The 25617-nt window shown below is 60.6% G+C and carries 32 protein-coding genes; 23 read left to right on the forward strand and 9 right to left on the reverse strand.

What is annotated here, in order from left to right:
* Positions 1 to 40: 40 nt before the first annotated feature.
* Positions 41 to 613 (reverse strand): hypothetical protein, encoded by a 573-nt coding sequence (locus GA0061098_RS15490; RefSeq protein WP_165637382.1) that lies wholly within the window; start codon positions 611 to 613, stop codon positions 41 to 43.
* A gap of 392 nt (positions 614 to 1005) precedes the next feature.
* Here GA0061098_RS15490 and GA0061098_RS15495 point away from each other — a divergent pair, with 392 nt between their 5' ends.
* A complete protein-coding gene (locus GA0061098_RS15495; RefSeq protein WP_091957247.1) occupies positions 1006 to 1665 on the forward strand; it encodes a peroxiredoxin in 660 nt (219 codons plus the stop codon).
* 116 nt (positions 1666 to 1781) lie between these two features.
* Here GA0061098_RS15495 and GA0061098_RS15500 read toward each other — a convergent pair whose 3' ends face one another.
* Positions 1782 to 3512: a methyl-accepting chemotaxis protein gene (locus GA0061098_RS15500; protein ID WP_091957250.1), complete on the reverse strand. Its 1731-nt coding sequence runs from the start codon at positions 3510 to 3512 to the stop codon at positions 1782 to 1784.
* 166 nt (positions 3513 to 3678) lie between these two features.
* Between GA0061098_RS15500 and GA0061098_RS15505 the strand changes: the two genes are divergently transcribed.
* Entirely contained in the window at positions 3679 to 5070 is a 1392-nt protein-coding gene (locus tag GA0061098_RS15505; protein ID WP_245323379.1) for a cryptochrome/photolyase family protein, read from the forward strand.
* Positions 5071 to 5136: 66 nt separating this feature from the next.
* Positions 5137 to 5451 (forward strand): histone, encoded by a 315-nt coding sequence (locus GA0061098_RS15510; RefSeq protein ID WP_091957255.1) that lies wholly within the window; start codon positions 5137 to 5139, stop codon positions 5449 to 5451.
* Between the two features lie 61 nt (positions 5452 to 5512).
* Here GA0061098_RS15510 and GA0061098_RS15515 read toward each other — a convergent pair whose 3' ends face one another.
* The 3 genes from GA0061098_RS15515 to GA0061098_RS15525 all read right to left on the reverse strand — a co-directional run bounded on the left by GA0061098_RS15515 (position 5513) and on the right by GA0061098_RS15525 (position 7772).
* Positions 5513 to 6259: a hypothetical protein gene (locus tag GA0061098_RS15515; RefSeq protein WP_165637383.1), complete on the reverse strand. Its 747-nt coding sequence runs from the start codon at positions 6257 to 6259 to the stop codon at positions 5513 to 5515.
* Positions 6260 to 6355: 96 nt separating this feature from the next.
* Positions 6356 to 7228, reverse strand: a complete 873-nt coding sequence (locus GA0061098_RS15520; protein WP_091957261.1) for a DMT family transporter — start codon at positions 7226 to 7228, stop codon at positions 6356 to 6358.
* A 97-nt stretch (positions 7229 to 7325) separates the two neighbouring features.
* Positions 7326 to 7772, reverse strand: a complete 447-nt coding sequence (locus tag GA0061098_RS15525; RefSeq protein ID WP_091957264.1) for a hypothetical protein — start codon at positions 7770 to 7772, stop codon at positions 7326 to 7328.
* 302 nt (positions 7773 to 8074) lie between these two features.
* Between GA0061098_RS15525 and GA0061098_RS15530 the strand changes: the two genes are divergently transcribed.
* Positions 8075 to 8338 (forward strand): hypothetical protein, encoded by a 264-nt coding sequence (locus GA0061098_RS15530; RefSeq protein ID WP_091957266.1) that lies wholly within the window; start codon positions 8075 to 8077, stop codon positions 8336 to 8338.
* A 30-nt stretch (positions 8339 to 8368) separates the two neighbouring features.
* On the opposite strand, the gene GA0061098_RS15535 is transcribed toward GA0061098_RS15530, so the two are convergent.
* The gene (locus GA0061098_RS15535; protein ID WP_091957269.1) at positions 8369 to 8830 is read right to left on the reverse strand and encodes a host attachment protein; all 462 of its coding nucleotides are present in this window, start codon (positions 8828 to 8830) and stop codon (positions 8369 to 8371) included.
* A 309-nt stretch (positions 8831 to 9139) separates the two neighbouring features.
* Here GA0061098_RS15535 and GA0061098_RS15540 point away from each other — a divergent pair, with 309 nt between their 5' ends.
* The 11 genes from GA0061098_RS15540 to GA0061098_RS15585 all read left to right on the forward strand — a co-directional run bounded on the left by GA0061098_RS15540 (position 9140) and on the right by GA0061098_RS15585 (position 15734).
* Positions 9140 to 9430, forward strand: a complete 291-nt coding sequence (locus GA0061098_RS15540; RefSeq protein ID WP_091957272.1) for a hypothetical protein — start codon at positions 9140 to 9142, stop codon at positions 9428 to 9430.
* A gap of 47 nt (positions 9431 to 9477) precedes the next feature.
* Positions 9478 to 9735, forward strand: a complete 258-nt coding sequence (locus GA0061098_RS15545; protein ID WP_165637371.1) for a hypothetical protein — start codon at positions 9478 to 9480, stop codon at positions 9733 to 9735.
* A 146-nt stretch (positions 9736 to 9881) separates the two neighbouring features.
* On the forward strand, positions 9882 to 10847 hold the full coding sequence (locus tag GA0061098_RS15550) for an AraC family transcriptional regulator (protein ID WP_165637384.1): 966 nt from the start codon (positions 9882 to 9884) through the stop codon (positions 10845 to 10847).
* Between the two features lie 224 nt (positions 10848 to 11071).
* Complete coding sequence (locus GA0061098_RS15555; protein ID WP_091957277.1) at positions 11072 to 12364, forward strand: tyrosine-type recombinase/integrase; 1293 nt, start codon at positions 11072 to 11074, stop codon at positions 12362 to 12364.
* Positions 12365 to 12552: 188 nt separating this feature from the next.
* Positions 12553 to 12774, forward strand: a complete 222-nt coding sequence (locus GA0061098_RS15560; protein ID WP_091957280.1) for a hypothetical protein — start codon at positions 12553 to 12555, stop codon at positions 12772 to 12774.
* Positions 12775 to 12818: 44 nt separating this feature from the next.
* Positions 12819 to 13502 carry a hypothetical protein gene (locus tag GA0061098_RS15565; protein ID WP_091957284.1) on the forward strand — a complete coding sequence of 228 codons (684 nt, stop codon included), beginning with the start codon at positions 12819 to 12821 and terminating at the stop codon, positions 13500 to 13502.
* Positions 13503 to 13518: 16 nt separating this feature from the next.
* A complete protein-coding gene (locus tag GA0061098_RS46980; protein ID WP_283807993.1) occupies positions 13519 to 13653 on the forward strand; it encodes a hypothetical protein in 135 nt (44 codons plus the stop codon).
* The gene (locus tag GA0061098_RS15570) at positions 13650 to 13988 is read left to right on the forward strand and encodes a hypothetical protein (protein ID WP_091957287.1); all 339 of its coding nucleotides are present in this window, start codon (positions 13650 to 13652) and stop codon (positions 13986 to 13988) included. Before GA0061098_RS46980 ends, GA0061098_RS15570 begins: the two co-directional genes overlap by 4 nt.
* Positions 13985 to 14212 (forward strand): hypothetical protein, encoded by a 228-nt coding sequence (locus GA0061098_RS15575; RefSeq protein ID WP_091957289.1) that lies wholly within the window; start codon positions 13985 to 13987, stop codon positions 14210 to 14212. The genes GA0061098_RS15570 and GA0061098_RS15575 overlap by 4 nt, the downstream gene beginning before the upstream one ends.
* Positions 14209 to 14856 carry a hypothetical protein gene (locus GA0061098_RS15580; RefSeq protein ID WP_091957292.1) on the forward strand — a complete coding sequence of 216 codons (648 nt, stop codon included), beginning with the start codon at positions 14209 to 14211 and terminating at the stop codon, positions 14854 to 14856. The genes GA0061098_RS15575 and GA0061098_RS15580 overlap by 4 nt, the downstream gene beginning before the upstream one ends.
* 2 nt (positions 14857 to 14858) lie before the next feature.
* Entirely contained in the window at positions 14859 to 15734 is an 876-nt protein-coding gene (locus GA0061098_RS15585) for a phage tail tape measure protein (RefSeq protein WP_091957294.1), read from the forward strand.
* Between the two features lie 11 nt (positions 15735 to 15745).
* On the opposite strand, the gene GA0061098_RS15590 is transcribed toward GA0061098_RS15585, so the two are convergent.
* The 3 genes from GA0061098_RS15590 to GA0061098_RS15600 form a co-directional block, all read right to left on the reverse strand.
* Positions 15746 to 17242 carry a hypothetical protein gene (locus tag GA0061098_RS15590; RefSeq protein WP_091957297.1) on the reverse strand — a complete coding sequence of 499 codons (1497 nt, stop codon included), beginning with the start codon at positions 17240 to 17242 and terminating at the stop codon, positions 15746 to 15748.
* A gap of 175 nt (positions 17243 to 17417) precedes the next feature.
* Entirely contained in the window at positions 17418 to 17987 is a 570-nt protein-coding gene (locus tag GA0061098_RS15595; RefSeq protein WP_129590867.1) for a hypothetical protein, read from the reverse strand.
* Between the two features lie 66 nt (positions 17988 to 18053).
* Positions 18054 to 18698, reverse strand: coding sequence for a hypothetical protein (locus GA0061098_RS15600; protein WP_091957302.1), 645 nt, complete (start codon positions 18696 to 18698; stop codon positions 18054 to 18056).
* A 281-nt stretch (positions 18699 to 18979) separates the two neighbouring features.
* On the opposite strand from GA0061098_RS15600, the gene GA0061098_RS15610 reads away from it, so the two are divergent.
* The 8 genes from GA0061098_RS15610 to GA0061098_RS15645 all read left to right on the forward strand — a co-directional run bounded on the left by GA0061098_RS15610 (position 18980) and on the right by GA0061098_RS15645 (position 25603).
* Positions 18980 to 19246 carry a hypothetical protein gene (locus GA0061098_RS15610; RefSeq protein ID WP_129590868.1) on the forward strand — a complete coding sequence of 89 codons (267 nt, stop codon included), beginning with the start codon at positions 18980 to 18982 and terminating at the stop codon, positions 19244 to 19246.
* A 203-nt stretch (positions 19247 to 19449) separates the two neighbouring features.
* Positions 19450 to 19620 carry a hypothetical protein gene (locus GA0061098_RS44995; protein WP_165637386.1) on the forward strand — a complete coding sequence of 57 codons (171 nt, stop codon included), beginning with the start codon at positions 19450 to 19452 and terminating at the stop codon, positions 19618 to 19620.
* A 139-nt stretch (positions 19621 to 19759) separates the two neighbouring features.
* Positions 19760 to 19942, forward strand: coding sequence for a helix-turn-helix transcriptional regulator (locus GA0061098_RS15615; RefSeq protein ID WP_091957310.1), 183 nt, complete (start codon positions 19760 to 19762; stop codon positions 19940 to 19942).
* Positions 19943 to 19966: 24 nt separating this feature from the next.
* Positions 19967 to 20167, forward strand: a complete 201-nt coding sequence (locus tag GA0061098_RS15620) for a cold-shock protein (RefSeq protein ID WP_091957313.1) — start codon at positions 19967 to 19969, stop codon at positions 20165 to 20167.
* Between the two features lie 136 nt (positions 20168 to 20303).
* The gene (locus tag GA0061098_RS15625; RefSeq protein ID WP_165637387.1) at positions 20304 to 22703 is read left to right on the forward strand and encodes a VapE domain-containing protein; all 2400 of its coding nucleotides are present in this window, start codon (positions 20304 to 20306) and stop codon (positions 22701 to 22703) included.
* Between the two features lie 829 nt (positions 22704 to 23532).
* Positions 23533 to 24177, forward strand: a complete 645-nt coding sequence (locus tag GA0061098_RS15635) for a hypothetical protein (RefSeq protein ID WP_091957321.1) — start codon at positions 23533 to 23535, stop codon at positions 24175 to 24177.
* Positions 24174 to 24926, forward strand: a complete 753-nt coding sequence (locus GA0061098_RS15640) for a terminase large subunit domain-containing protein (protein WP_091957323.1) — start codon at positions 24174 to 24176, stop codon at positions 24924 to 24926. Before GA0061098_RS15635 ends, GA0061098_RS15640 begins: the two co-directional genes overlap by 4 nt.
* Complete coding sequence (locus GA0061098_RS15645; protein ID WP_129590869.1) at positions 24917 to 25603, forward strand: hypothetical protein; 687 nt, start codon at positions 24917 to 24919, stop codon at positions 25601 to 25603. Before GA0061098_RS15640 ends, GA0061098_RS15645 begins: the two co-directional genes overlap by 10 nt.
* Positions 25604 to 25617 lie beyond the last annotated feature (14 nt).

Below are 25617 nucleotides of genomic sequence, written 5' to 3' on the forward strand. Positions count from 1 at the left end.
ACGGGCGCGAAAAGGTCTCGGTTGTTACATGCCCAGATTTTTACATCCCAATGTCGAACACGTTCGGCAATTGGCCCGCCAGGGGCAGCGCGGTGGCGCCAAGGAACGTCGCCACCATCGCCATCAGGCGGCGGTTGTTGTGACGCTTGCCGCGCATCTGGCCGGCGATCCACTCCAGCATCTCGCTGTTGACCTTGGAGGCATAGGACGGGGCCCAGCTCTCGATCTCTGTATCGGCCGACAGCGCGACGCTGCGCGGCGGCACCTTCAGGCCCGAGGCGCTTGCGGCATAGTGGGCAACCGCCTTGGCGAGCAAATCATCGAAGCGGCCGCCATCGGTGCGTTCGGTCGCTGCCTCGTTGATCTCGAACAGGACCTCGGCCTCGGTGCGGCTGACCGGCTGGTCGTTGACGGCGGTGGCGGTGAGGATGCGCGTGCACCAGGCGGTGTCATCGACATCGAGCGAGCGGGAGAAATGGACCCGGCCCTTGGTGGTTGGGCCTTCGCCCGTGATCACGCCGTCGCGCACGATGGAGAGTGCATGGGCCGCGGTATCGCGGCAGGACGGTTCGAGGGACGGCGAGTCAGCAGATTTAGGCGCAGCGGCAGACATAGTTCACTTCCAGATTTCTTCTGATCGGCCAGCATTTTCATGCCGGCGTAAAGGGGTGGTTAACGATTCGATACGGGGATCGCGACTTTTCCAGATGGTTGCCAATTGGTCGCTGTCAGGACCATTTTGGTTCTAGGACGCGCCGGGCGAGCGTGATGGAAGTCATAAAAGGCATTATCGGGGCGAGCGAGACCGTGTGACCCCGTTGGAGCTGTTTCGCCGCAGGTGCGGCCGTAACAATAAGTTGCTAGAAAATCAGCCCTTCAAGGAAGGAATTCACATTTTACTTGAACCGGTTCAGTTGGCGTTCACTTGGCGTTGTAAGACCCCTATAATGAGGGGGACGGCCAGAGACAAATTCTCCAGTATATTCAATTCGATGAGGTAGAACCATGACACTTCCGATCGGCACCACCGCACCCGACTTCGAAGCCGAGACCACCGAAGGGAAGATCAAGTTCCACGACTGGATCGGCAACAGCTGGGCGCTCTTGTTCTCGCACCCCAAGGACTTCACACCGGTTTGCACGACCGAGCTCGGCGCGCTCGCCAAGCTGAAGCCGGAATTCGACAAGCGTGGCGTCAAGCTGATGGGCCTCTCGGTCGATCCCGTCGACCGCCATGCCAAATGGTCGGAAGACATCAAGGAGACGCAAGGCGCGGCCCCGAACTATCCGATGATCGGCGACACCGATTACAACGTCTCGAAGCTCTACGGCATGCTGCCGGCCGCGATCTCGGGCGATCCCCTCACCCGCACCGCCGCCGACAACCAGACCGTCCGCAACGTCTTCATCATCGGACCGGACAAGAAGATCAAGCTGGTGCTGGTCTATCCGATGACGACGGGCCGGAACTTCCAGGAGATCCTGCGCGTGATCGACTCGCTGCAGCTCACCGCCAAGCATCGCGTCGCGACGCCGGCCGACTGGAGCCAGGGCGAGGACGTGATCATCGCAGGCTCAGTCTCCAACGACGAGGCCAAGACGATCTACCCGCAGGGCTGGAAAGAGCCGAAGCCCTACATCCGCATCGTGCCGCAGCCGAAATAACTCACTGTCATTCGGGGGCGGTCCGCAGGACCGAACTATGGTGCGCACTTGCGCACCTGAGAATCTCGAGATCCCGGGTCTGGTCCTTCGGACCATCCCGGGATGACTGCATCGAATTAAGCCGCCCGCACGCGATCCAGAAAACCGTCGACCTCGGCCTTCAGATGCAGGCTCTCGCCGGACAGCGCCTGGGCTGAGGCAAACATCCGGCTCGAGGTCTCGCCGGTCTCGCTGGCGCCCTTGGCGGCGTGGCGGACGTTGACGGCGACATCGGCTGTGCCTGAGACCGCGGCGCGAACGCTGGCCACGATGTTGTGGGTCGCGCTCTTCTGCTGCTCGACCGCAGCCGAGATCGAGCCGGCGATGCCGCTGATGCGCTCGATGGTCTGGCCGATCGCCTTGATGGCGACGACCGATTCCTCGGTCGCAAGCTGCATGCTGGCGATCTGGTTCGAGATCTCGTCGGTTGCCTTGGCGGTCTGGCCGGCCAGCGTCTTGACCTCCTGGGCCACCACCGCGAAGCCGCGACCGGCATCGCCTGCGCGCGCGGCCTCAATGGTGGCATTCAGCGCCAACAGGTTGGTCTGCTCGGCGATCGAGGTGATCAACTTGACGACGTCGCCGATGCGCGCACCCGCCTCGGAGAGCTGCGCGATGCGCTGATCGGTCGCCTCGGCCTGCTGCACCGCCTCGGCGGAAATCTGGTTGGATTCCTGCACGCGCCGCGTGATCTCGGAGATCGATTGGGACAGTTCGTCCGAGGCCGACGCCGCCGAACGCACGTGCTCGGAGGCGTTTTCGGACGCTCCCGCCGACTGAGCCGACAGGTCGGCCGTGGAGCGCGCGACGTCGGTGAGCTGCCGCGCGGCGCGCTCGAACTCGCCTGACGAGGCCAGCACCTTGTCGAGGATGCCGCCGACGCTGCCGCGGAACTCCTCGACGAAGCCGCGCAGGTCGGATTTGCGCTGCTCGGCCGCCGCGGCCGTGGCTGCCGCCTGCTCGCTGCGCATGCGCGCCCGCTCCAGCGAGTTGCTCTTGAACACCGCGACCGTGCGGGCGATCTCGCCGATCTCGTCGGCGCGATCCTCGCATTCGATCGCAACGTCGCTCTGGCCGTTGGCAAGCGCGGTGAGCGAGCGCGTGACCGAGGTGAGCGGCCGGGTGATGCGGCGGACCACCAGCAGGGTCAGGACCAGCACCAGAAGTGCGGCGAGGCCGGCGGCCGCCGCCATGCTCTCGATCGCCTGGGCCAGCATGCTCTCGTACTGGGCCATGGGGATTCCGACATAGAGAATGCCGACGACCTTGCCGGCCCCGTCCACGATCGGGAAATAGGCGGTCATGAACGATTTGCCGAACAGCGTGGCCGGTCCCTTATAGGCCTCGCCACGGCGCAGCGGTGCCTGCCCCGGATGGTCCGCGGCAAGCTGGGTGCCGACGGCGCGATCGCCATTTTCTTTCTTCACATTGGTCGAGCGTCGCACGAACTGCCCGCTCGCATCGTCGAACACGAACAGAGTCGCATTGCCGCCGACATAGGACACCGCGCGATCGACGATGGCGTGATCCCTGAAGTCAGGCATCTTGGGGATCTCGGCGCGCGCGACCGTGCCATCCCTCATCGTGATCTTGGCGGCCGGAACGGTCTCGGTAAAGGCCAGTGCCAGCGTGCGCAGATTGACCTCGATGTCGCGCAATGCGCGGTCATTGAAGGCGGATGTCAGCGACCAATAGCCGACGCCGACCACGAGCGCGGTGTTCATGGCGATCAGCAGCACGGCGCACAGGACCGCCTTGGTGCCGAGCTTGAATTGCGGCAGGCGTTTTGCCGTCGAAAGTTTGGACATGGATGGAACTACCCCCGTAATTCCTGCATATTCGTGCAGCCCGCTTACGGTCCCATTAACGGCGGTTCACACCGCCGCACGCGGCATGCTTTCCAAAGTGTAAACGAGGACGCCCCTGACCACGCCGAGCGCGCCTGTCATCGTCTGGTTTCGCGATGACCTTCGCCTGTCCGACCATCCCGCCCTCCATGCTGCCGTGAAAACCGGCGCGCCAGTGGTCTGCCTCTATGTTCTCGACGAGGCCGCCGGGCGCCCGCCGGGCAGCGCGGCGCGCTGGTGGCTGGCGCAGTCGTTGCGGGCGCTTGGCGCCGAGATTGCCACGTGCGGTGGATCGCTCGTCCTGCGCAGGGGACCGGCGGCCAAGGTCATCTCCGAATTGGCCCGCGAAAGCGGTGCCCGCGCCGTTTACTGGAATGGAATTGCGCAGGCGCCGCATCAGGCGGTTGAGAGGCAGCTCGAAGCCGCACTGGCAAAGCTCGGCATCGACTCGCAAACCTTCCCCGGCGATCTCCTCGTCCCACCCTCGGCCATCCGAAACAAGGAAGGCCGGGGCTTGCGCGTATTCACGCCGTTCTGGCGGCGCGTGCTGTCGCTCGGCGATCCGCCAAAGCCCTTGCCCGCACCGAAGCAGCTGCGCCCTGCGCCGAGGCTTGCGAGCGATGAGCTGGAAAGCTGGCAGCTCGAACCGACCAGGCCGGATTGGGCGGGTGGCCTGCGCGAGACATGGACCCCGGGCGAAGCCTCTGCGCGGGCGCGTCTGCGCGATTTCCTCAAGCACACCGCGCGCCGCTATGTCGGCGAGCGCGACCGGCCGGATCGGGACGGCACCTCAAGCCTGTCACCGCATCTGCGCTTCGGCGAGCTCAGCCCGCGCCAGGTCTGGCACGCGGCGCGCTTTGCCGCAGATGAAGATCCGGCGCTCGGGCCCGGTATCGAAAAGTTCCTGAGCGAGCTCGGCTGGCGCGAATTCTGCCGTCACCTGCTCCACGACCATCCCGACCTCGCCACCGAAAACCTGCAAACGAACTTCGACGGCTTCCCCTGGAAGGGCGACAAGAAAGCGCTTGCGGCCTGGCAGCGCGGGCACACCGGCTTCCCCATCGTCGACGCCGGACTGCGCGAGCTCTGGCACACCGGCGTGATGCACAACCGGGTGCGGATGGTGGTGGCGTCGTTCCTGGTCAAGCACCTCTTGATCGACTGGCGCGAGGGCGAAGCCTGGTTCTGGGACACGCTGGTCGATGCGGATGCCGGCAGCAATCCCGCTAACTGGCAATGGGTCGCCGGCTGCGGCGCCGACGCGGCGCCCTATTTCCGCGTGTTCAACCCGCAGCTCCAGGGCGAGAAGTTCGATCCGGATGGAACCTACGTTCGGCGCTGGGTGTCGGAGTTGAAGGACATGCCAACCAAGCTGATCCACCGGCCCTGGCAGGCCACGCCGATCGAGCTTGCAAGCGCGGGCATCACGCTCGGCAAGACCTATCCGCAGCCGATCGTCGATCATGCCAAAGGGCGCGAGCGTGCGCTCGCCGCCTACGCAAAGATCCGCAGAAGTTGAGCGCTGCTTTGACACAATTTCGAAACCCGCTATCGTCATCGCGCCAATCAAACCGCGGGGGACGACATGGACGACGATAAGCCGATCACCGAACAGGCGATGGAGACGATCACCACAGCCGTGGAAGCGACCAAGGATGCGGCGGTTACCGCCGTCAAAGCCGCCAAGAAGGTCGCGAAAAAAGTAGCGCCGAAGAAGGCTTCCAAGAAGAAGGCCAAGAAGGCCTCGAAGAAGAGTTCGAAGAAGGCTGCAAAGAAGTCGTCGAAAAAAGCGACCAAGAAAGCGACCAAAAAAACTGCAAAGAAGGCCGCGAAGAAGACCGCCAAAGCGGCCAAGAAAGCCACCAAGTCGAAAAAGAAGGCTCGGAAGGCCAAGCGCTGATCGGGGCGCTCGAGCTTGTCTCCGGGTGCGTGCGCGCCCGGAGACAAGCTCCCGGGATACCCTACCCCCGCGGCTTGGATGCGCGCCGGCCCGGGTGATGCTTTCCCTTCGGATCACGGAATTCGCTGCGATGACCGCGGCGGTCCTCGGCCTTGAAGCGCCGCCGCTTTTCCGGTGAGCCGAACTGCTTGATCAGCCGCCTGCCGTTGACCTTCTTGATGACGTAGCCACCCTCGGTCATCGAGAACGGTGCTTTGAGCGATCCCATATGGTCGAATTTGGTGCCGCGGGGATGCTCGAAGGGCTCGAACCAGGACGGATAGACGAAGTTCGACATCGGAAAGCCGTTGACGAGAAAAGAGTCCTCCTCCACGGCGTCGCAGACCTCGTAGGCATATTGGGTGTGGCGGGTCTTGTCGGCCCACAGATTGGCCATGGGGTCCAGCACCATCTCGAACAGCTCATGCGATGCCGCCAGGCTGACGGGATCGTCCTCACCCAGCGCCTTCAGGAATATCTTCGAGATCGGCTGTCCCCGATGCGTCAGCTCGTGCCGTCCGAGGAAGTTCTTGTGGGTGGCGTCGTCGAAATAGACGAGCTGCCAGTCCGTCGGCTTCGGCTTGCGGGTGACGTCGAGATCGACCGGGTAGCCCCAGACGGGGAGGAAATGCTCGTCGTAGCATTTCTGGAGCGCGGCTGTGAGCTTGGCCATCATCCGGTCGCTCATCATCTCCTCCGCGTAGTTGATGCAGGCAATCCGGACCGGCTTCAACGATCTGCCGAGCAGCGCGCGCCTCGCCTTCTTCATGGAAATCACCGTGTGAATGTGAAACTGAAATGCGTTCAGCCTAACACGAACCTGCCGCACACGTCAGGGATGTATCCCGTCGCCCGCTCCTTCCGCCTAGAAGCGCCTGTTGACGACGAACACGGCGGCCGCGCACATCCCCATGCCGGCAATCGCCAGCGCGTCGAGCTTCTCGCCGAACAGCAAATAAGCCATCAGCGCGGTCACGGCGGGCACCAGATAGAACAGGCTCGCGACCGAGGTCGCCGCGGCGTGGCGGATCAGCCAGTACAATAGCCCGATCGATCCGATCGAGAGCGCCACCGCGAGCCAGCCGAGCGCGAGCACGAACTCCCGCGTCCAGTGCACCACGCGGTCTTCGAACAGGAAGGCCCCGATCGCGAAGAAGATGGTGACGGACACATATTGCACGAGATTGCCTGAGCGCCAGTCGATCTGGTTGCAGTAGCGGCGCTGATAGAGCGTGCCGAGGGTGATGCTGATCAGGGAGACAACCGAGGCAAGCCAGCCGAGACCGGCTTCACCGGTCATGGGACGGTTGTGCAGGATCATCACCACGCCGCCGAGGCCGAGCACGAGCCCGGCCCATTGCACCGGCGTCACCTTCTCGCCGAGCCAGCGGTTGGCGATGGTCGAGGTCAGGATCGGCTGCAGGCCCGGGATCAGGGCGGAGAGCCCGGCCGGGATCGAATGCGCGATCGCGATCGCGGTGCCGCCGAGATAGAAGCCGTGGACGAGAATGCCGGCGACCGCGCTGTGCGCGATGCCGGTGCTGTCGGGCCATTTCGGCCGCGCGATCGCCGCGATGATCGCCATCAGGCCGACCACGATCGCCATGCGGATGGCGAGATAGGTCAAGGGATCGGCATTGTTGACGACGTATTTGGTGCCGATGAATCCGGTGCTCCAGAGCAGGACGAACAGGATCGGCGCGGCGCGGGCGGTCAGGGCTTCTTGATTATGGTTCATTGCCGCCCTCATTGCCCCACCGGCAGCTATGCGGCAATGCGAATTTCGTGCGGACGATGCTGCGCTGCGACGGACGATGACGGCTCAGCTCAGCCGCTCACCATTCTTCCGGACAGGGGTCGATGATCTTCCAGAGCTCGACGCCGTTCTTGATCTTTTTCATGTCGGTGGTGAGCCCGCCATTGCGGCGGATCCAGTCCTTCACCTTGTCGGGGTAGTAGGACATCAGGTCGGACGTGCCCTCGGAGCTGGTGACCTTGATGCCGAAGGTGAAGGCCTTGTCGTAATAGGCTTGGTGGAAACCGAGGCTTGCCCGCGGGGTCACGCAGATCTTGTTCATCGGCACCATGCCGAGCACCAGCGTGCAGGCCGAGTTGCAGATGCCGTCGATGATAACGCGCTCGCCCTTCTCGCGGACGCGCTTGTACTTGGTCTTGTATTCCTCGACATAGCCGCCGTGGTCGCGGGTGATATGCAGCTCGGCCCGCGCCGGCGTGGCGGCGGCGAGGCAGAGCAACAGCAGGCTCAGAAGCGTGATGCGCATGGCGGCGTGACGGCGAAAGCCTTCAGGAATGGACCGGCCTCGAAGGACCCGCGAAATGAGCCCCTAGGCCGGCAACAGGATTCTTAACCGAATAGTCTTTGGTCATACTTGTGTGGGGAATTCGTTAAGCATCCCGAAAAGGCCAAAAATGGGCAGCCTTCGACCGCATGTCGGGCAATTCTGTCACACCCACCCGGGAATCTGAGGGATCAGCCCCGATTTCCGGGCGCCGGACGGGTGCCCTGGAGGTGCGAAGTGGCTATAGATGGCTGACCACTTCGCGCGGGTTCCGGAGAATCGAGATGAGCAAGTTGACGCTTGTAGCCGCGGTTGCTGCCCTGTCGGCCGCAATCCTAGCCCCTGGCCTCGCGGAGGCGCGGGGTCATCACCGGCACTACCGCCATTACGCCAATCCGCTGCCCTACCCGATCAGCTATCTGCACAATTACGGCCCCGGCATCACCCCCGGTACCTTCGCCTTTTACGACGGCCCCTCGACCAACCATTGCTACCGGAGCGCGGCCGCCTATGTCGGCCAGGACCGCCGCCGGCACCCCTGCTACTGAGGGGCGCTGGCGCGGCCTCTGCGGACGCCTCTATTTGGCGGCACCCGACAGCAGCAATTGCTTCTCGATCTCGTAGACCGGCAGCTTGACGAGGTCCTTGCCGACCTCGCCCCGCAGCGCCTTGCGCATGACGTCCGAATAATCGGCGCGGATCATTCCGAGCGCGCGCGGTGAGGCCACCATGGTCAGGGCCGTGGTCTCGCCAGAGCTGACGGCCGCATCGAGCCGGCCGGCAAGGCTGCGCAGGAAGGCGCGCTCGGCCTCATCGTGCCAATCGGTCTGCTCGGCCGAGCTGCGCACGCCGCCGGCAGCGGCATGCAGGCGGCCCGGCGCGGCGCTCCCTTGCGCGCTGGTTAGGGGATTGGGCTGCTCGTGCACCTCCCTGGTGTGAAGGTTCGGAAACATCTCGTCGCCGAGGTTTTCCAGAATGAGCGCCTTGCGCCCATCGCACACGACCAGCCAGCCGCCCTTGTCTAATCTCATCTTGTCCATTGCACAGCTCCAAGCAACCTGTGAGCCTGCCCTTCGAATTCGTGGAAGGACTGGCCACGCGACAAGACTACGAACGAAGCCCCGACGGCGAATTGCGCAGGATCAAGAACCGGATCGATGTCCTGCGGGGCCATCGCAGCGCAGGCGCAGCATTGGCCACTCGCGCGAACCTGGATAGTTTGGCGGGGTTGAGGTCAGGCCTGCGGCGGACCGGCTGAAGATTTGTTCATCAGCATTACATTTCGGTTCCGCCACAATTTGATCAGAACAAGTTCGATATCCTGGATCGCGTCAGCGGAGGAAGACATCATGAATCTCAAGATCGGCCTCGTCGCCGCAGCTTTGTTCGGTGCCATGTTCGGCGCTTTGGCGACATCGCCGGCGGCGTCTGCCATGCCCATCGCGCCCGCGCCTGCGACGCCGCAGGCCTCCGGCGTCGAGCAGGTCCGCATGGTCTGCGACGCCTGGGGGCGCTGCGTTTGGCGTCCGAACTACTATGGGTATTACGGGCCCCGGCCGTATTACGGCCCCCGGTATTATGGGCCGCGCTCTTACGGTTACGGTCCACGCTATTATGGCCCACGCTACCGTCGCTGGTAACATCTGAAGGGGCCCTCGGGGCCCCTTCGCTTTTGCGAGATCATTCCTTGCGCAGTCGTCGCCGGCCTGGAGCAATTCCAAAACTGATCCAGATCAAAGATGAATTCGGCCCGCACCGTCATTCTACGGTGATGGCGGAGTTGATCGTTTTTCGATGCCCTCAGACGGGCATGAACGTACAGACGCATCTTGAGAAACAGCTGAGACAGGAGAAACGGAGCTTTGCATCCTTCGCCTGTCCCGCCTGCACGCGGCTGCATTTCATCGACCTAGCCTCCGGCCAGCCGATGAGCCGCGAACGTTGACGGTCGCATTGATCTGACGGACGTCATGGCATGATGTCCGCAATACTACGGCCTGAAATTCGGTTTACTGAAACGCGATGTTTCGCCATTGATGGCGGTGTATCGACGTTTCATTTGATTGTCATATTTCAGCAGCCGGCCAGACCATGTTGTTCGACGCCCTCGCTCCGTCCTCCGCCCTTCAACTGATCGGCTTTGCCGACGTCGATGCGTTTCGGCCGATCGAGACGATGGAGGACGCCAGAAGCATTCCGCTCGACATTCCGAACTTCGCCGCGGCCCGCGCCGTCGTCTCCCTGCCGGCGTGCCGCATCATCATGATGAGATCGTTCGCGCGCATCCTCGACACCGCCTATCGGATGCCGGGCGGAATGGTGATCCTGTCCATGACCGACGACCTCCAGGTCAACTTCAAGGGCCTGGATCTCGACGCGCGCTTCTTCGTGACGCTCCGCGGCAACGATGAATGCCATTTCGTCGAGCCTCAGACCAATCATCATGCAATGATCATCTTCTCCCCCGAGCTGAAAGACCGGGGCTGGTTCGATCGCGCCGACGATTTGCGGGCTCATGTCGCGAGCCGGCCCGCCCTGCTCCACACGCGGCAGCTCCTGCTCGACATCCTGCGAACCGCGTCAATGCAGCCGCTCCTGTTCGAGACCACCGAGGCGGCGGCCCATCTGCAGGAGGGCCTGCTGCTCGCACTCGACGATCTGTTTCGGATCGATTTGATGTCGGATCGGAGCGCCTCGGTCCAGGGCGAGCGTTCGATCAAGCTGGTGCAGCGGATCGACGATTACGTCGCAGCCCATCCGACCGTGCCGATCTATACCGCCGATCTCGCCGGCGAGTTCGGCGTCTCGATCCGGACGCTCGGCGGCGCGGTCAGCAAGGTGCGTGGCATGAGCCTGCACCAGTACATTCGCCTCAAGCGGCTGTGGGCGACCCGCGCCCGCCTGCTCAAGGGCGGCGGCGCCACCGTCGCCACGTGTGCGCGCGCGCAGGGCTTCCATCACATGGGCGAGTTTGCCGCGGCTTACCGCGCGACGTTCCACGAGGCACCCTCGGATACGCTGGCCCGCGGCCGGCACAGCCGTATCCCGTCAGCCTGACCGACGCGGCAAGCCCTTGCGAGCCTGCGCGGCATCAGCGCCGTTCTGGAACATATCTGGAACGCCAAAGGATTGGCGCGCTCGGAAGGATTCGAACCTCCGACCCTCGGAATCGAAATCCGATGTCACACGTTGTAAATACTACATAATTTCCACTCGTATTGCGCCTTTGCTGCGCCTGCTGTAAACTCCGACCTATTCGTTCTCAGGGCACGGGGCGCAGCATGTCGGTTCGAACTCATACGTGGACCACCAAAGCCGGCGAGTCTCGGCAAGCCTACGTGGTCCAATACAGCACGCCCGAACTGGACAGCCGCGGCAAACGCCGCCGGCACCTGAAATTCTTCCAGCGCAAAAAAGACGCGGACGCCTTCCACGCACAGGTGCGAGTCGACGTGGCCAAAGGCGTCCATGTGCCCCACTCGAAAAGTATCACCATCGCCGAGGCCGGACGGGCTTGGCTCGACGCCTGCGGGGATCTGGAACGCACCACCCGCGACAATTACGAACAGCACTTTCGAGATCACATTTGCCCGTATCTCGGCGGCATAAAGCTGTCCGCCCTCACCATCGCGATCGTCCGCGATTGGCAGGACAAGCTCCGCAAAGGCACTCCAGCCCCCGGCCAGGGCGAAGCCGAGCCACGATCAGCCGACATGGTGAAGCGCGTAACTGGCGACTTGGGTGCGCTGCTCGCTGATGCTCAAGAGCGTGGACAAGTCGGCCAAAACGTCGTCCGCAGTCTCCGCGCCGGCCGAAAGCGCGGCAAGCAGCGCCAGGCGGAGCGCCGCGCAAAGGGCAAGCTCAAAGTCGGCGTCGACATTCCGACCCCTGAGGAAATTGATTCGATTCTCAAAGCCGTTGACGGACGTTGGCGCCCTCTAATGCTCGTGGCAATTCGCTGTGGTTTACGCGCGTCCGAATTGCGCGGGCTTCGTTGGGAAGACATTGATTTTAAGAAGGCCAAGCTCCACGTTCGCCAACGTGCCGATGCCTTCAATGAGATCGGTCGACCCAAGTCTGAAGCCGGTGAGCGGACGGTACCGGTTCCGCCGAAAACACTGGCTGTCCTTCGAGAATGGAAATTGGCCTGCCCTCGCCGCAATACTGGCCGGCGCGATGAGCGTGGCGAACCGATTCGGGAATTGCTCTACGTTTTTCCCAACGGCTCGGGCAACATCGAGAACCACTCCAACATCGTCAAACGCGGAGTGATCCCGACCATGCTCGCCGCGGCCGTGGCGGTGCCCGATGTCGATGATCAAGGCGCCCCCAAGCATGACGACGACGGAAAGCCAATCCTTCAGGCGAAATACTCCGGCACACACGCTTTGCGCCACTACTTCGCTAGCTGGTGCATCAATCGGCCGCCGGTCGGCTTGGGATTGAATCTCAAGGAGGTTCAGGACCGGATGGGGCATTCCAGCATCACGATGACGGCCGACCGATATGGCCACCTTTTTCCGCGCGCGGACGACTCCGCTGAGTTGGCCGCCGCGGAGGGTAAGTTCGGCTAGGCTGGGTTTGGTAGGATTTGATTAAGCTTTAGCCAATATTGTTGCGTTTGATCGTACTCTCTACGGGACCAGCAGCGGGATGCTGTAGCGGTCCTTGACGACAGCGAGATGCTGCCGGGAGCAAGAAGCCATCATGGCTCGCTTCCGGCTTTTTTATGCCCTGGCGAGACCATTTGCGGAGTCTCGCCGTGAAATCCGACCCCTCAAAGCTTGCGGCCATGCCCGACGAATTCGTTTGGGGCGCCGCTGATATCGGCAAATACCTTGGTCGCTCCAAAGAGACGACTTGGTACATGCTCGACCAAGGCCGCGTGCCAGGCGCGACAAAGATCGCCGGCCGATGGGGCATGCACGTCCCCACCTTCCTCGCCAGTTTCACTGCAACGCCGGGCGCGAACATCGCGGCCTGACGCAATCAACATTCACCCAAACTGACAACATAGGCACCACCAAAATGAACGAACCTTACTTCAAGCTTCTCAAGGATCAGGCCGCTGGCATCCCCAATGCGACGGTTCGCATCACCTTCGATCGCCTGATCGAACTGCACCGGGAATTGATGGCCACCGCCGCCAAAATCCGTGGTGATAACGATTTGACCGCGCAGGGCAGGATCAACAAGGGCCGCGACGAGGGGAAGAAGATCGCGTGGAAAGTGATCCGCGCCAAAGCGTTCGCGGCTCGGCTCAATGAGCGGATCAACGAGAAGAGCGCCAAGATCGAATTGCCGCCCTTCGACAAAGCGGACGTGGCCGGTGCGCATCTGCGCAGCCAGGTTCGTGAGCGCCTGCCGAAGTCGGCGAAGGAAATCAAGGCGCTGGTTCCGACCATGTCGCTGCTCTACTTGCAGACGCTTCTCGAAGCACCCGAACTCGTCGGCGCAGACCGCGAGACCGCCGAAGCGGCGCGCATCCGGGCAATCGACATTGTCCATCCGGGCAAGCTCGACGAGTTGGAACGCGAGCGCGCCGCCGTGCAGCTCCTGGCCAACGCAACGTCGGCGGCCGCCAACGCGATGCGCGAACTGGCCGAACTGCCGAATGCGCACGCGCTCAACGACTTCCTGAACCAAGCCGTGCCCGATCAGCGGCACATTCAAGCCGACGTCGAGAGGGAAACCAATCTCGCCGCCGCGTAACCGAGGAGTACGACTCGTGACCAAGAAAGACGCCGCGGATTTCCGCATCGTTGAACCGAAAGATCCCCGCCAGGCTCCGCCGGCTCAAAAGCCCATGCCGGCGCCGCTCAAGAAGTCGCTTGGGATCGATCAACCGTGGAGAAAGCCATGAGCTATCAGTATGCCGATTTCCGCGGAAATGTCGTGCCGTTCACCGGCAGCTTTACGCTGACCATCAATGACAATGGCAAGATTTTCCGTTGTGACGACACGAGCAACGTCACCGTGAGCGTCCCCAACGATTTGTACACCGGCTTCAACTGCGGTTTCATCATGTACGGCACCGGCACGGTGACGCTTGCTGCCGCTCCCCACGCGACCAACAAGTCAGGAAAGCCGGCACTGTCCATACAATACCAGTCCGGTGGGCTCATGGTTACTAAGCGAACGGGCGGGCCGGGACTCCTCGGCGATATCGAATTCGTGACGGGCGGCGACTTCGCGTGATCGCCGCCCTCAAACAGATCGTCACTGATTTCGACGTGGCTTTGCTGAGCGGCGTCCGCAGCGGCGCTGACGAAGTCGAACTAGCGAAGATCCGAGACCAGGCATTCGACCGTCTGCGCGCCGTCAAGGAAAGTCCTGCGGCGCCGGCCCTCGAAACGATCTTCGACGTTGCTGGCGAGATTGGTTTGAAATTGGACATGGCGTTGAAGGTGATCAAGGGATGACCGCCAACAATCTGGTCGCATCCAAAAAGCACAGCCGCATCTGGATCGCGACGGATGGCGCGAGCTACGACGATCACGGCGTTGTTGGAGACATCAAATCCAAGATTCGCGCTGTTCCTGAGTGGCCGGCCGTGATCACAGGGCGTGGCAACACGCTCGGCATCGACACGGCGGCAGGCGAGCTAAGGCGCCGTGCTGCAAATTTCGATGATCTGGTCGGCATCGTCTCGCGCGAACTTCCTCAGATCGTCGAGCAGTTCAAGTTAGATCGGCCGTTCGAACTCAACTTGGCGGGCTTTTTCCGCGGTCGACCAATGATCTTTTTTATCCGGACTCCAGGCGGCCACGATAGCAGCGGCTTTGGCCTGCAACCATACCTTTGCCTCCCTGTTGGCTCGACAATGTTTGGTCCTTGGGAGCCGGGTTTCGTCGAGCCCGATCCGGATGACGCTCCCGAGAACATCGCAAGTAGCCTGCGTGATCTGATCAAGTTGCAGCGCCGCGTACTCGTAGATGATGGCTATTCGCGAGTCGGTGGCTTCGCTGAACTGACGACCGTAACGCCTGAAGGCATCGAGCAACACGTCATCCATCGTTGGCCAGAGGATTGCATCGGCGCGCGCATGTCGATCGGGGAGCATTGAACATGGCGCAGATCGGCATCTTTAGAGTGAAGGACGCCACAAAGGCTGCTGGTGACCAACTGCAATCGTGGATCGATCGGGGCCTCCTTGATTCGAAGAACCTCAACGAGTTCACGGCCGCGAGCAACTATGCCGCGAAAGCCATGGAAGACCTGAACGACCAAGCCAAGGTCGCCGGGTCAATGCTGCCGCAATTCCAGCAAGCCTTGAACGACGCCGGCAACGCACGCAAACAACTCGACTCCCTGATGGTCGAGGGAATGAGCGTGAACCGCGGGTTCTTTGTCGAGTTCGGGCAGCAACTCCGAGCCGGCGCGAGCGCTTGGGACGCGTTCAAGTCGGCAGGTTTGAGTGCGCTCGGCAAAATCGCCGACAAGCTCATGCAGATGGCGGCCGACAAGCTGTTCGCTTCGGCGTTCGGCGGTTCGTCGGGCGGGCTCGGGCTTGGTTCACTGTTCGGGGTCGGCGGTGGCGGTGGCGGCTATAGCGCCGCTGTGTCGGCAGGGAGCTACGCGATCCCGAAGGCAGGAATTAATTTTGCGGATGGTGGATACACCGGCCCCGGTGGCAAATATGAGCCGGCCGGCATCGTACACAAGGGCGAATATGTGATGGACGCCGTCACCGTGCGTCGCGTCGGCGTGGCCAATCTGGACAGCCTGCGCGGCTATGCCGACGGCGGCTTGGTCGGACAAATGGGCCGCGCGGCCGCGGAGGCCGGCAACGTCAGCGCTCCCGTTTCAATCAACATCGACGCCCGCGGCGCCGACAAGGACGGGCTCGCACGCGTTGAAGGGCAATTGCGCCAGCTCAAGTCCGAGCTGCCGGGCCGCGTCGTCTCCGCAGTCACCGACGCGAAGAAAAAGCGGATGCTATGACGCCGAGCACGTCATCCGGATGGCGACGGAAGATTGTCATTCCACCCTGGCAACAGCCCAGCGACCCGATCAGCAAACGGATATGGGTTTTTCTTCTCTTGAGCGCCTATCGCTTGGTGCACGTTGAATAGAAACCATCCTCTAAATTTTGGCGAAGCGCTTGAATTCAGGGCTTCGAGAAAGGATTTTTCCGAAGCTACTTCCAAGGTATTTTCGAAATCATCAATAGAGCAGAACAATATCGGCTTGCGATCATCATCGATTATGTCGGGGTCGATTTGATCAGCTATCTTTATCGCCTCTTCAAAGACGCGTTCATGTTGATTTGACATCTGCAACCAAGGATCGAGGGTCAAAAGAACGCCCATCGAGCTCGGAGCCAGATCTTTGATTGTTGGATTCCGGCGGCAATGGGAATGAAATCGCCAAATCTGAACGACACCTTTAATGATTTCCGAAAACGCCGCTGACGCGCTCGTCATCGGATCGTCGGAAAATTTGGCGGCTAAAGACATCTTTTTAGCTTTGCACTCCACTACGACGCATGCCCTGCCAGACTGATCATGGAGAAACAGGTCAGGAGAATCGTACTGTTTGCCAAATTTGTAGTGGAAGCTACCGGTTGGCTTTAGTTCGGGGAGAATGGCAGTCGACAGTTCTAAGCAATAACTTTCAAACCTGGCTCCGATCTCGCGCCAGATGTGGGATCCGCCGCCGACGAGGTCGTAATACAAGCCAGCAGTCAGCCTCTGCAGAATGAGAGACGGCAGGGGCGCCCGGGCAACGTTTGGATGGAAGATTAAGAGAGGAGCTTTCCGGAGCACGCTCGCTTGATAAGCGGTCGATCCATCTGCTTTCCGAATTGTAATGGCTTCTGCTCGAATGACCTCAATTGGAGAGGAGAGCAACTTCAGCGCTCGGTCACACACTTCAGGCGATAGGCCCACTTCGGTCAGATTCACGTTGGTTCTGAAGCCGGGATGAGTCTGGCAAAGCGCGAAAAAGGCGAAACCGCACTCGAAGAACTTTGCAATGGAAATTTGATACGTCGATTCAAAGTAATGCTTGGCCAGATCGCCACCAAACACTGCGAGAGTCCTATAGATTTGAGAATAGCTAAAAAATCCGCGCTGCCACTCGAATTGTCGGTGGCCGATCTTGTGCATGACGCTCAGGACGTTGAATTGGGACAGGACCATCCCATCTTCTGCATCCTCCAGTTCGCGAAGAGTATTAATGCATTGAGCGACCGTCTCGAATTTGCTGCAGTCAAGTCGACGGCCGGGCCGCCCGATCGGTGGTGCGCCTCTCTTTTTGATGCTGAGCAGCTCGTTGACTAACGTTTCTAGTGCCCATTTAAAGACGAAATAGCGCTCTCCGAACTTCGCTTCTCGGACTTCCTTCGGAAACGACAACAATCGACTCGCCGTTTCCGCCCGCCCGGATTGAGCGGCGTCCACGGCCCACACCATGATAACGAAGGACTCGTCATCGGCTAAGCTCAGCATCTCGGAGAGCCGCTTTCTTGCTCGATCGCGTCTCAATCTGCTGTTTGCACGACTATGCATGTGTGTGGGGGGCATTAATTAGCGATGGATCTGCTATGCAGGAAGGCAGGTTCTGTAGCTTGGCACGGCCCGGGACACTTCGGAGGCATGCGGCGCCGGCCTAGAACAAGCGAAATTAAAAAGAATTCAGGCCGACACCTACGATGATAAGGTCCGGAATTTCTTTCTCCGTATCCTTCGCCCAAACGCGAGGGAATTTTGCCGTCGATTCCAAGGCGGCCTTCACTGCGACCGCGCGCGAACTCCATCCGACGACGATGCCGTCGCCAAGTCCTCCACCAGGGCCTAACTGCGCCTCTTCCCAACCTGCCTGTTTGAACGCTTCGAATATGTTCTGTGCTAGTTCTTTGCCGAGTGCATTTTCATACATGACGCTGACGCGACTCTTTTGGATATCCTTTAATCTGGACGTAAGGAAAGATATCTGCGAGCCGCTGAGCGGATCCCATTTGGCTCCAACGGTGACTTTCAGCGTTTGCTCTAGTGCATCAATTTTTGCTTTAGCTTGATCCGGCGATGCGCCGTGCAGTTTTTCTTTGTAGTCAGAAATCTGGCGTTCCAGCAGCTCAATCTGACTTTTCTTGCTTTCAAGGACGCTGCCGTACGACCAGCTGAATATGATCCACAGTGCGGAAACGACCGCTATTAGGATCAAGATGAAAACGACGGGGTTCGCCTTTATCATCGGCCAACCCGAGATCAGGCTTTGCAGCCACTGCGGTATAGACGTCTCCCCCATACTTAGTGCCGATCAGTCCATGTCGACGAAACGCGTCGAGTAAAACTCGATGTTATCCGCAAAATCAAGGTTCCGCTCTTCTTCAAGAGCAGCCGTATTCCAGACCCCTTTTGCAAACGCTGCCGCAAAAAATTCCTGCGGCCGTCCATTGCGCATGACCGTCCAAGCCTTGAGAAGCTCTTGGGCTCTGTCTTGCGGCAGCAAGTCCTCTATTGATTGGAAAAACCAGCTCGGCTTCCAGAGCCGTGCAAACCATCTAAACGCTGTCATGTGAGCCGTAGCAGATCCAAACAGGGTCAGGTAATTTTCGATGACAATACTCAACTGTGCGGCGTTTCCCTCTGCGATGTTATGAACAGGCAACCGCTCCGATCCTTTGTCGGCGTGCTTAAAAAAATTGTACGTCTCGCGGTACAGCTGGAAAAATTCACGCTGATGCTCTTTTTTGATTACATGTTCCCAATCGAACGCGAGACTCACGTTCCTCTTTCTCGCAATATCTAAGATCAGTTTGTCGGCCGACTGAATCAGCAAATGGATCGCAAACGGATCCTCACCGATGGCAAACATCCGGATTGCAGAGTGAATTAGACGTCGAACGGCCTCCGGCTGATCGACGTATCGATCCGGCTCACCACGCTCAGACTGCTCATTCACGAAAACAACTCCTTGGCAATCGCGTCCATCGCCTTAGCGTGATCGTCGCTCGGGAACATATGACCGTACGTGTCCATGGTCATCTGCAACGTGGCATGATCTACGTAGGTTTGCACAGTTTTCGGCTGCAACTTTTGCTCTTTACAGTACGACACTGCAAAGTGGCGGAGCGCATGCAATTGAAACGCTCGACGCCCGGCGGCCACGAGTGTGCGTGCGTATGTTGACAACAAACATCGCATGTTAAAAATCTACAAAAATGAATAAAATCAATATGTTAATTGACGTTCGATGGCAAAAATGGTTCCATGTGCGTGGGAATCAACGGGGGCTGCATCACCATGCTTGATACGATCCGCGCCAACGCTATTGCGCTGCGCACGCTCGCCGATCTTGACGCATACGAAACCGCCGTCGAACGGTTCGCGCGCGGCGGAAGCCGAAGCGAATTGATGACGACGCTTTTCGGGCTCGGCATTCCGGCACCGCAGATCCGCGTCGTCGCGAGCCACCCCGGCCGATGGCTGCCGGCGATCTGCTGCGAGTGAGGTTGCTTGCCGATGGGGCCGCCCCTATGGTCCCATGCATGGGCCAGGCGAACTCGCTGATCAATTGCTACGACTGCGGACACTCTGTCTCGGGGAACGCGACCGCGTGTCCGAGCTGCGGATCAAGACACCCGTTCGGCCCCCCTGTTCTTCATCGCAAGCGGCCACCGATCCATAATGTCGAAGGGCGCAACGATCGGAACATGTTCGTGATTGCCGGTACGCTCGGCGCATTCGGAGCGTTCTACGGCATTGCAACAAGTTCGGGCGCATGGACAGCGACACTGTTCGCGATGGCATACGGCCTGGCTGGCGTGTTGGTTGGCGTGCCTCTCGCCGGCTTCTTAAACATCACCCGACGGCTTTGGCATTAGGGCGTCATTAAGCCGCTAAGGCCCTCCTTAACGCGCCGTTAGTTTACTCGGCGTGCCTTTCGTGTATAATTGCGACATCCACCCGCCTGCGGCTTGATTGCCCGCCGGCGGGATTTTTTGCGTTCACCCCGGAGGCAGCATGTTGACCGTGTCTGAATTCTGCGAGCGCTACCGCATTTGCCGGCGGACGTTCTATCGACTTCTCGCCAACGGCGACGGACCACGCGTGGTGAAGGTCGGCAAACGAAGCACCCGCATCAGCGAGGCCGCTGCCGCCGAGTGGTTGACCGCGCGCGAGTCGACCCCGGCAGCCTGCCTTTAACCAACACAACCGAGGAAATCGAAAATGAAGATTGGACAAGTGAAAAAGTGGAACGCTGACCGTGGCTTCGGCTTCATCGGCACGGATGGTCACGACGTTTTTTGTCACGTCTCGGCGCTACCGCGCGGTGTCGAGGCGCTCGATGTCGGGCAGCACGTCGGGTTCGAGATCGAAATCAGCTCGCGCACCGGAAAGCCACAGGCCGTGAACGTTCGCACCGTCTAAAAGCAAACGCCCCAGCAACGGGCATTGCTGAGGCGTCGAAAGGTAGTCGTAAACCGTCGCAAGTTGACCGCTACCACACTTCGATGTCGGTCGCAATGTAAATGTTGCGTGGGGCTCCAAACTGATGGAGTCCACGATGTTAACGAACTACTTCCCGCACACGGCCGAAATCGATGGGCGATGGCTGATCTTCTACGATCACAGCTTTGCTCTCGCCCGTGTCGAGTTGCACGAGGATCAAGAGCCAGGGCAACAATCGGGCACCGAGAAGGCGATCGAGTTGTACCCCGACGATTGGGAGGGCGGCGACCGCATGTTGGTTCGGCTGAAGCCCGAGACGCTGCGAATTTTCGAACGTGGCGTCATACCTGACACAGGCGATGAACACCTTTGGTTCGACCGCGAGGTCAACCGGCAATTCATCATCGAAGACTTCCCGGCGCTTAAGGTTGAAGCTTACCGGCGAACCCACGTCGATGCGGTGGCAAGATGGGAGAAGGAAGTTGCAAGGATCTCCGCGGCCAATCCCGATGTCACCAACGACGATCTGCCACCGCAACCGGTCTTCGAGCCGGCCCGTGCGGAATGGGAGGCTTGGCAAGCCGTACTAGCCGACAAAGACGCCCTGTATGCGAGACTCGATCGCGAGCTAACCCCAGAAGCTCGCAAACAAGGTCGACCGGCACTGAATTCCGAACAGTGCGCCGCCGTTGACACCATCAGCAAGAAAGTTCAGATCACCGCCGAGGCATATTGGAGCCAAGTTCCCGTGGAAAACAAAGAGCCGAAATCGCAAGACGAAGTGCGCCGCCAGAAGCTTTACGGGCCACCGGCCGGCTCCCTAATCGGACAAACGCCGCTCGCCATTGCCAACCTCGCTGCCCGTCCCATCGACGAGTTCAATGAGGGATGGGCAGGCCATGAGCGCTGGCCGGATGCGCCGCAACTGCCGCCGCAAGTCGAGGCGACCTATCCCGCCATATTCCATCAGCTCAATTCAGCCATTCGCCGTATCGTCACGATGGCTCAGAAGCCGCGGACATTTCGCGCCGATCGCTGCGCCCACATCATCGCCATTGTCGGTGTCGTCCATGAGGAGACGGTGAAAGCCCTCATTGACCTTATCCGCGAGAACAAGTGTGCGCTGCCAGAGGATACGTTGGCCCGGTCCTATAAGAGCTTCGAGGAAAAAGTCGTCTGGGAAGTGCAGGGAAAAAATCGCGGCTCTTACATCACGACCAGTACCGGAAAGCCGGACCCTGCCAGCTTCGATAACGTTCGCATCTTTCTGAATCTGCGTGGGGTCGATCTGCGCTTCGACGAATTCACCAACTCAATCGAGGGGAACCAGGGCCGCTACGATGATTGGCGGCGACTCGATGAAAATCAGCGCAAGGCTCTGTGGCTCGATACACACGCGAGCGCCCACGGTTTCTATTGCTCGTGGGACTTCTTTCGGGCCAGCGTCGAACGCATCGCCCGGGAATACAGCTACGACGCCCTGCGGAACGCTATCGATTCCCTTAAATGGGATGGGGTGCAGCGTCTCGATAACTGGTTGTCGAAGGCCGTCGGCTGTCCAGATGACGCCTACCATCGTGCGGTCGGGGCAAATCTCATCGGCGGCCTGGTCAAGCGAGCGCGGAAGCCGGGAGCGAAGCACGACGAAACCGTGATTTTCATCTCCGAGGAAGGCAAAGCCAAATCAACGATGTGTAAGGCGCTCGCGCTGCGGCCAGAATGGTTCATCGACTCGGTGGAGCTGGGCGGCCGCCCGCAAGATGTCATCCCGCAGCTAAAGGGAAAGCAGATCATCGAGTTGGCTGAATTGGCCGGCATGTCGAAGACCGAGACGACCAAGCTCAAGGCGTTCATGTCGCGCGAGAACGACAATGCCACACTGAAGTGGAAGGAAGAGGCGAGCGATCACCTCCGGCGGCACATCTTCATCGCTACGACCAATGAGGACACGCCCTTGCTGTCGCAGACTGGCAACCGGCGATGGCTGCCCGTCCACATCGCCGACAAGATCGACATTGAATGGGTCCGCGAGAATATCGAACAGCTCTATGCCGAGGCCGCCGAATGGCACGCGACCGGCGAGGACTTTAGGATCCCCGAGGCGCTGTGGGCGGTCGCTGGGAAGCACCAAGACGCCGCGCGCGAACGAACCGGGGCGGAAGACGTCCTGGCCTTCACCTTTGGTAATGCCGATTGCTACGTGACCGCGGCGGACGTTCAAACCTTCGCGTCGGAACGTGGGTTGCCTCTGAGGGACGTCCGCGCGGCGCTCAAGGGGCTCGGGTTCGTGTCCGTCGCGCATCGAGAAGGTGACGACGTCCGCAAGGTGTGGCGGCGCGGCCCGCCTGAGGCAGCGGTTCGCTTCAAGGCGGAGTCGTTCGTGAATCGACCGTGCGAACTGGTCGTCGACAGATTGGCGCAAATGACGAAGGCTGTAACCGATGTGGGAATGGTGGCGGTTACAACAATTCCGCTGTGTCCGGTTGGCCTGCCACCCATACCGCCGCGAGGCTGAGTGTAACCGTTACTGTAACCGCTGGGTCGCTCTGACGGTTACAGAAATTCTACAATGAGTTCAGGCCGATGCTCAGTTGTAACCGTTGTAACTGTAGATTCTTCTAAGAGAGCAGAGAAAATTGAATCCTGTAGCTATATGCTCCCGTAGCCCCCGTGGGAATCTTGCGGTTACAGCGTTACGGCGGTTACAAGCCGGCTTGCGCCAATGGTCAATTGTCGCCGCCGGTCCCTTTGAGGCAGTATGCTACGCAATTTGCTACTTATGGCGGCTTGGACCGCACTCATCGCCATCATTTTTATGAGCTTGTCCCCTATCGGTCTCCGACCAGAGACCGGCCATGCGGGGCCAGAACGGTTTGTCGCCTACGGGGTGTTGAGCACGCTTTTTATGAGCGCTTACCCTCGGCACTTTACCCGCGTCATGATCTTCGTCTTAACGATCGCCGTTTCGCTTGAACTTGCGCAACACCTAACCCCCGATAGGCATGGTCACATTGCCGACGCCTTGGAAAAGTGCGGCGGCGGAGTAGCAGGCTGTAGCCTCACTCGGCTTATTCAGATCCTTCGCCGCTCCTGAAGGGAAATGGTCCGCCATCCCTGGGGGAGTGGACGCTTGCCTGGCTTACCTTCAATCCGCGCCGGCTTTTCGGTATTGCTGCGGTCGTGTCGTCCAGCTTTTGCGCCGATTAACGGATTTTATATCTTTGGGTCACATTCTAAACTACTGAAATAGCGCCTTTTTCTAAAACACGATGCGCCTATGTTGCGCCCTCGGCCGGTGATGCGGGTCGAAGGCGCTTTTCGCGCTGTCTGAAAGCGAACCCATCATGGTCAAGACCGGCCCCGGATCCTGTCAAGTCTGCAACAGTGAGCACCGCCACAGCGTAGACGTCGCACTGGCACATGGACTTGGCCATGATGCGATCGGCAAGCGTTTCAACCTATCGCCACACAGCGTTCAGCGCCACGGCAAGAACCACCTGTCGCCCCAGATGATGGCGGCGGTGCAGCACGCCTTGCACCCAAGCGCCGTTGACCTCGACGCACTCAAGGTGAGCGAGGGTGAGAATCTGCTGCACCACCTCGTCCACCAGCGCGCTCGCCTGGCGAACCACATCGAGTTGGCCGCGGCCGTCGGCGACCCGGGCGCAGCCATCCGCGGCGAAGCGGCGATCACCAACAACCTGCAACTTGTCTCGAAGCTGCTCGGCGTGCTGGTCAATGTCCACGAGACGCGGCACCAGCACATCTTGACGCATCCGGACTACCTGCGCCTGCGCGAGGTCCTGTTGCGCGCCCTGGCGCCCTTCCCTGACGCACGGCTCGCGGTGGGCCGGGCGCTCGCCGGCATCGAGACGCAGGCGGCCGACGACATCACCAAAGCGGCCGGCAAGGCGCCCCTCGTCATCGACGCGAAGCCAGTCGGACCAACGCCCTGCCCCGTGCCGCTCCCGGAGGCACTGCCAGCATGAGCACGATGGCGCGAGACCTGGCCTACGCCTGCGACCCCGTCGCCTTCGCGAATGACTGCGGTGTGCAGCCCGACGCGTGGCAGCAGTCCTTCCTGCGCGAGCCGCCTCGCCGCGGGCTGATCCTGGCGTGCCGACAGGCCGGTAAGACGGAAACGTGCGTGCTGCTGGCCGACCATGTGGCACACACAGAGCCGGGCGAAACCATTGTCGTGATCAGCCCTGCTCAGCGCATCAGTTCGGAGTTCATCCGTCGGGCCAAGAATCGATATCTGCACCTACCCGGCGCCGAACTGGCCAACGACGCCGTGCAACGTATCGAGCTGCCCAACGGTTCGCGCATCATTGGCTTGCCCGGCGAGGCGGACAACGTGCGCGGTATCGCCCGTGTGCGCTTGGTGCTGATCGACGAGGGCGCGCGGGTGTCGGACGAAATCTATGCGGCGGTCCGCCCGATGTTGGCGGTGCATCCCCGCGGCCAACTGATCGGACTGACCACAGGCGCCGCAAAGCGCGGTTGGTTCTACGAGGGATGGACCGATCCCGAGTCCGACTTCGAGAAGATACGTGTCACGCCGGACATGTGCCCGCGGATCACGCCTGAGTTCCTAGCCAGCGAGCGGAAGGCCCTGGGCGAAACAACGTTCCGCACCGAATACGGCCTTGAGTTCTTGGACGATCAGGAAGCCGCCTTTCCGAACGAAATCATCGACGGCATTTTTGACAAGGAGTTGCGTCCACTATGGGTATGATCGCTGTTGGGGATTGGAAATACGTTCCCGCTCGCGCGGTCGACGAGTGGGTGGTGGGGGTCGACCTCGGAAAGTCTGCCGACAACACAGCCATTGGCGTCATCCATCACACAGTTAAGGGCACCGGCGAGGACATCGTTGACAATCGATTGAAGATCAGGCGCGAAAAGACCATCCGGCGCTTTGACCTTCTGCACCTACAACGGTTGCCGCTCGGAATGAACTACGTTGCGCAGGCGCATGCGATCGGCGAGCTGATGCAGCGCGAACCGCTCAAGAGCACCAGGGCCAAGCTGGTCATTGACCAAAGCGGCGTCGGGGCCGGCGTTGTCGACTTAATGGAAGCGAACGGCTTGCGGCCGATCCGACTGCAGATCACCGCCGGCAGCGAGCAAACGCACGAAGGCAACGTCTATCGGGTCGCAAAGACGATCCTGATTTCGAAGCTCGAAGCGGCGATGCACTCGAAAGAGCTTCACGTTGCCGCGGACTTGTCGGAGGCGGAATCCCTGCGGGACGAACTGCGGGACTTCCAGCGGCACGTCACTGCCTCGGGCGCCAACACGTGGTCCGCGCGAACGGGCAAGCACGACGATATCGTGCTGGCCGTCAGTTACGGGATCTGGTGGTCTACGTCGGGGGCGGGACGGTTTTGGCGCGAGGAGCTGCGGGTTTGAGAGAGCCCGATAGT

It is taken from the genome of Bradyrhizobium shewense (genome assembly GCF_900094605.1).
Lineage (GTDB): Bacteria > Pseudomonadota > Alphaproteobacteria > Rhizobiales > Xanthobacteraceae > Bradyrhizobium > Bradyrhizobium shewense.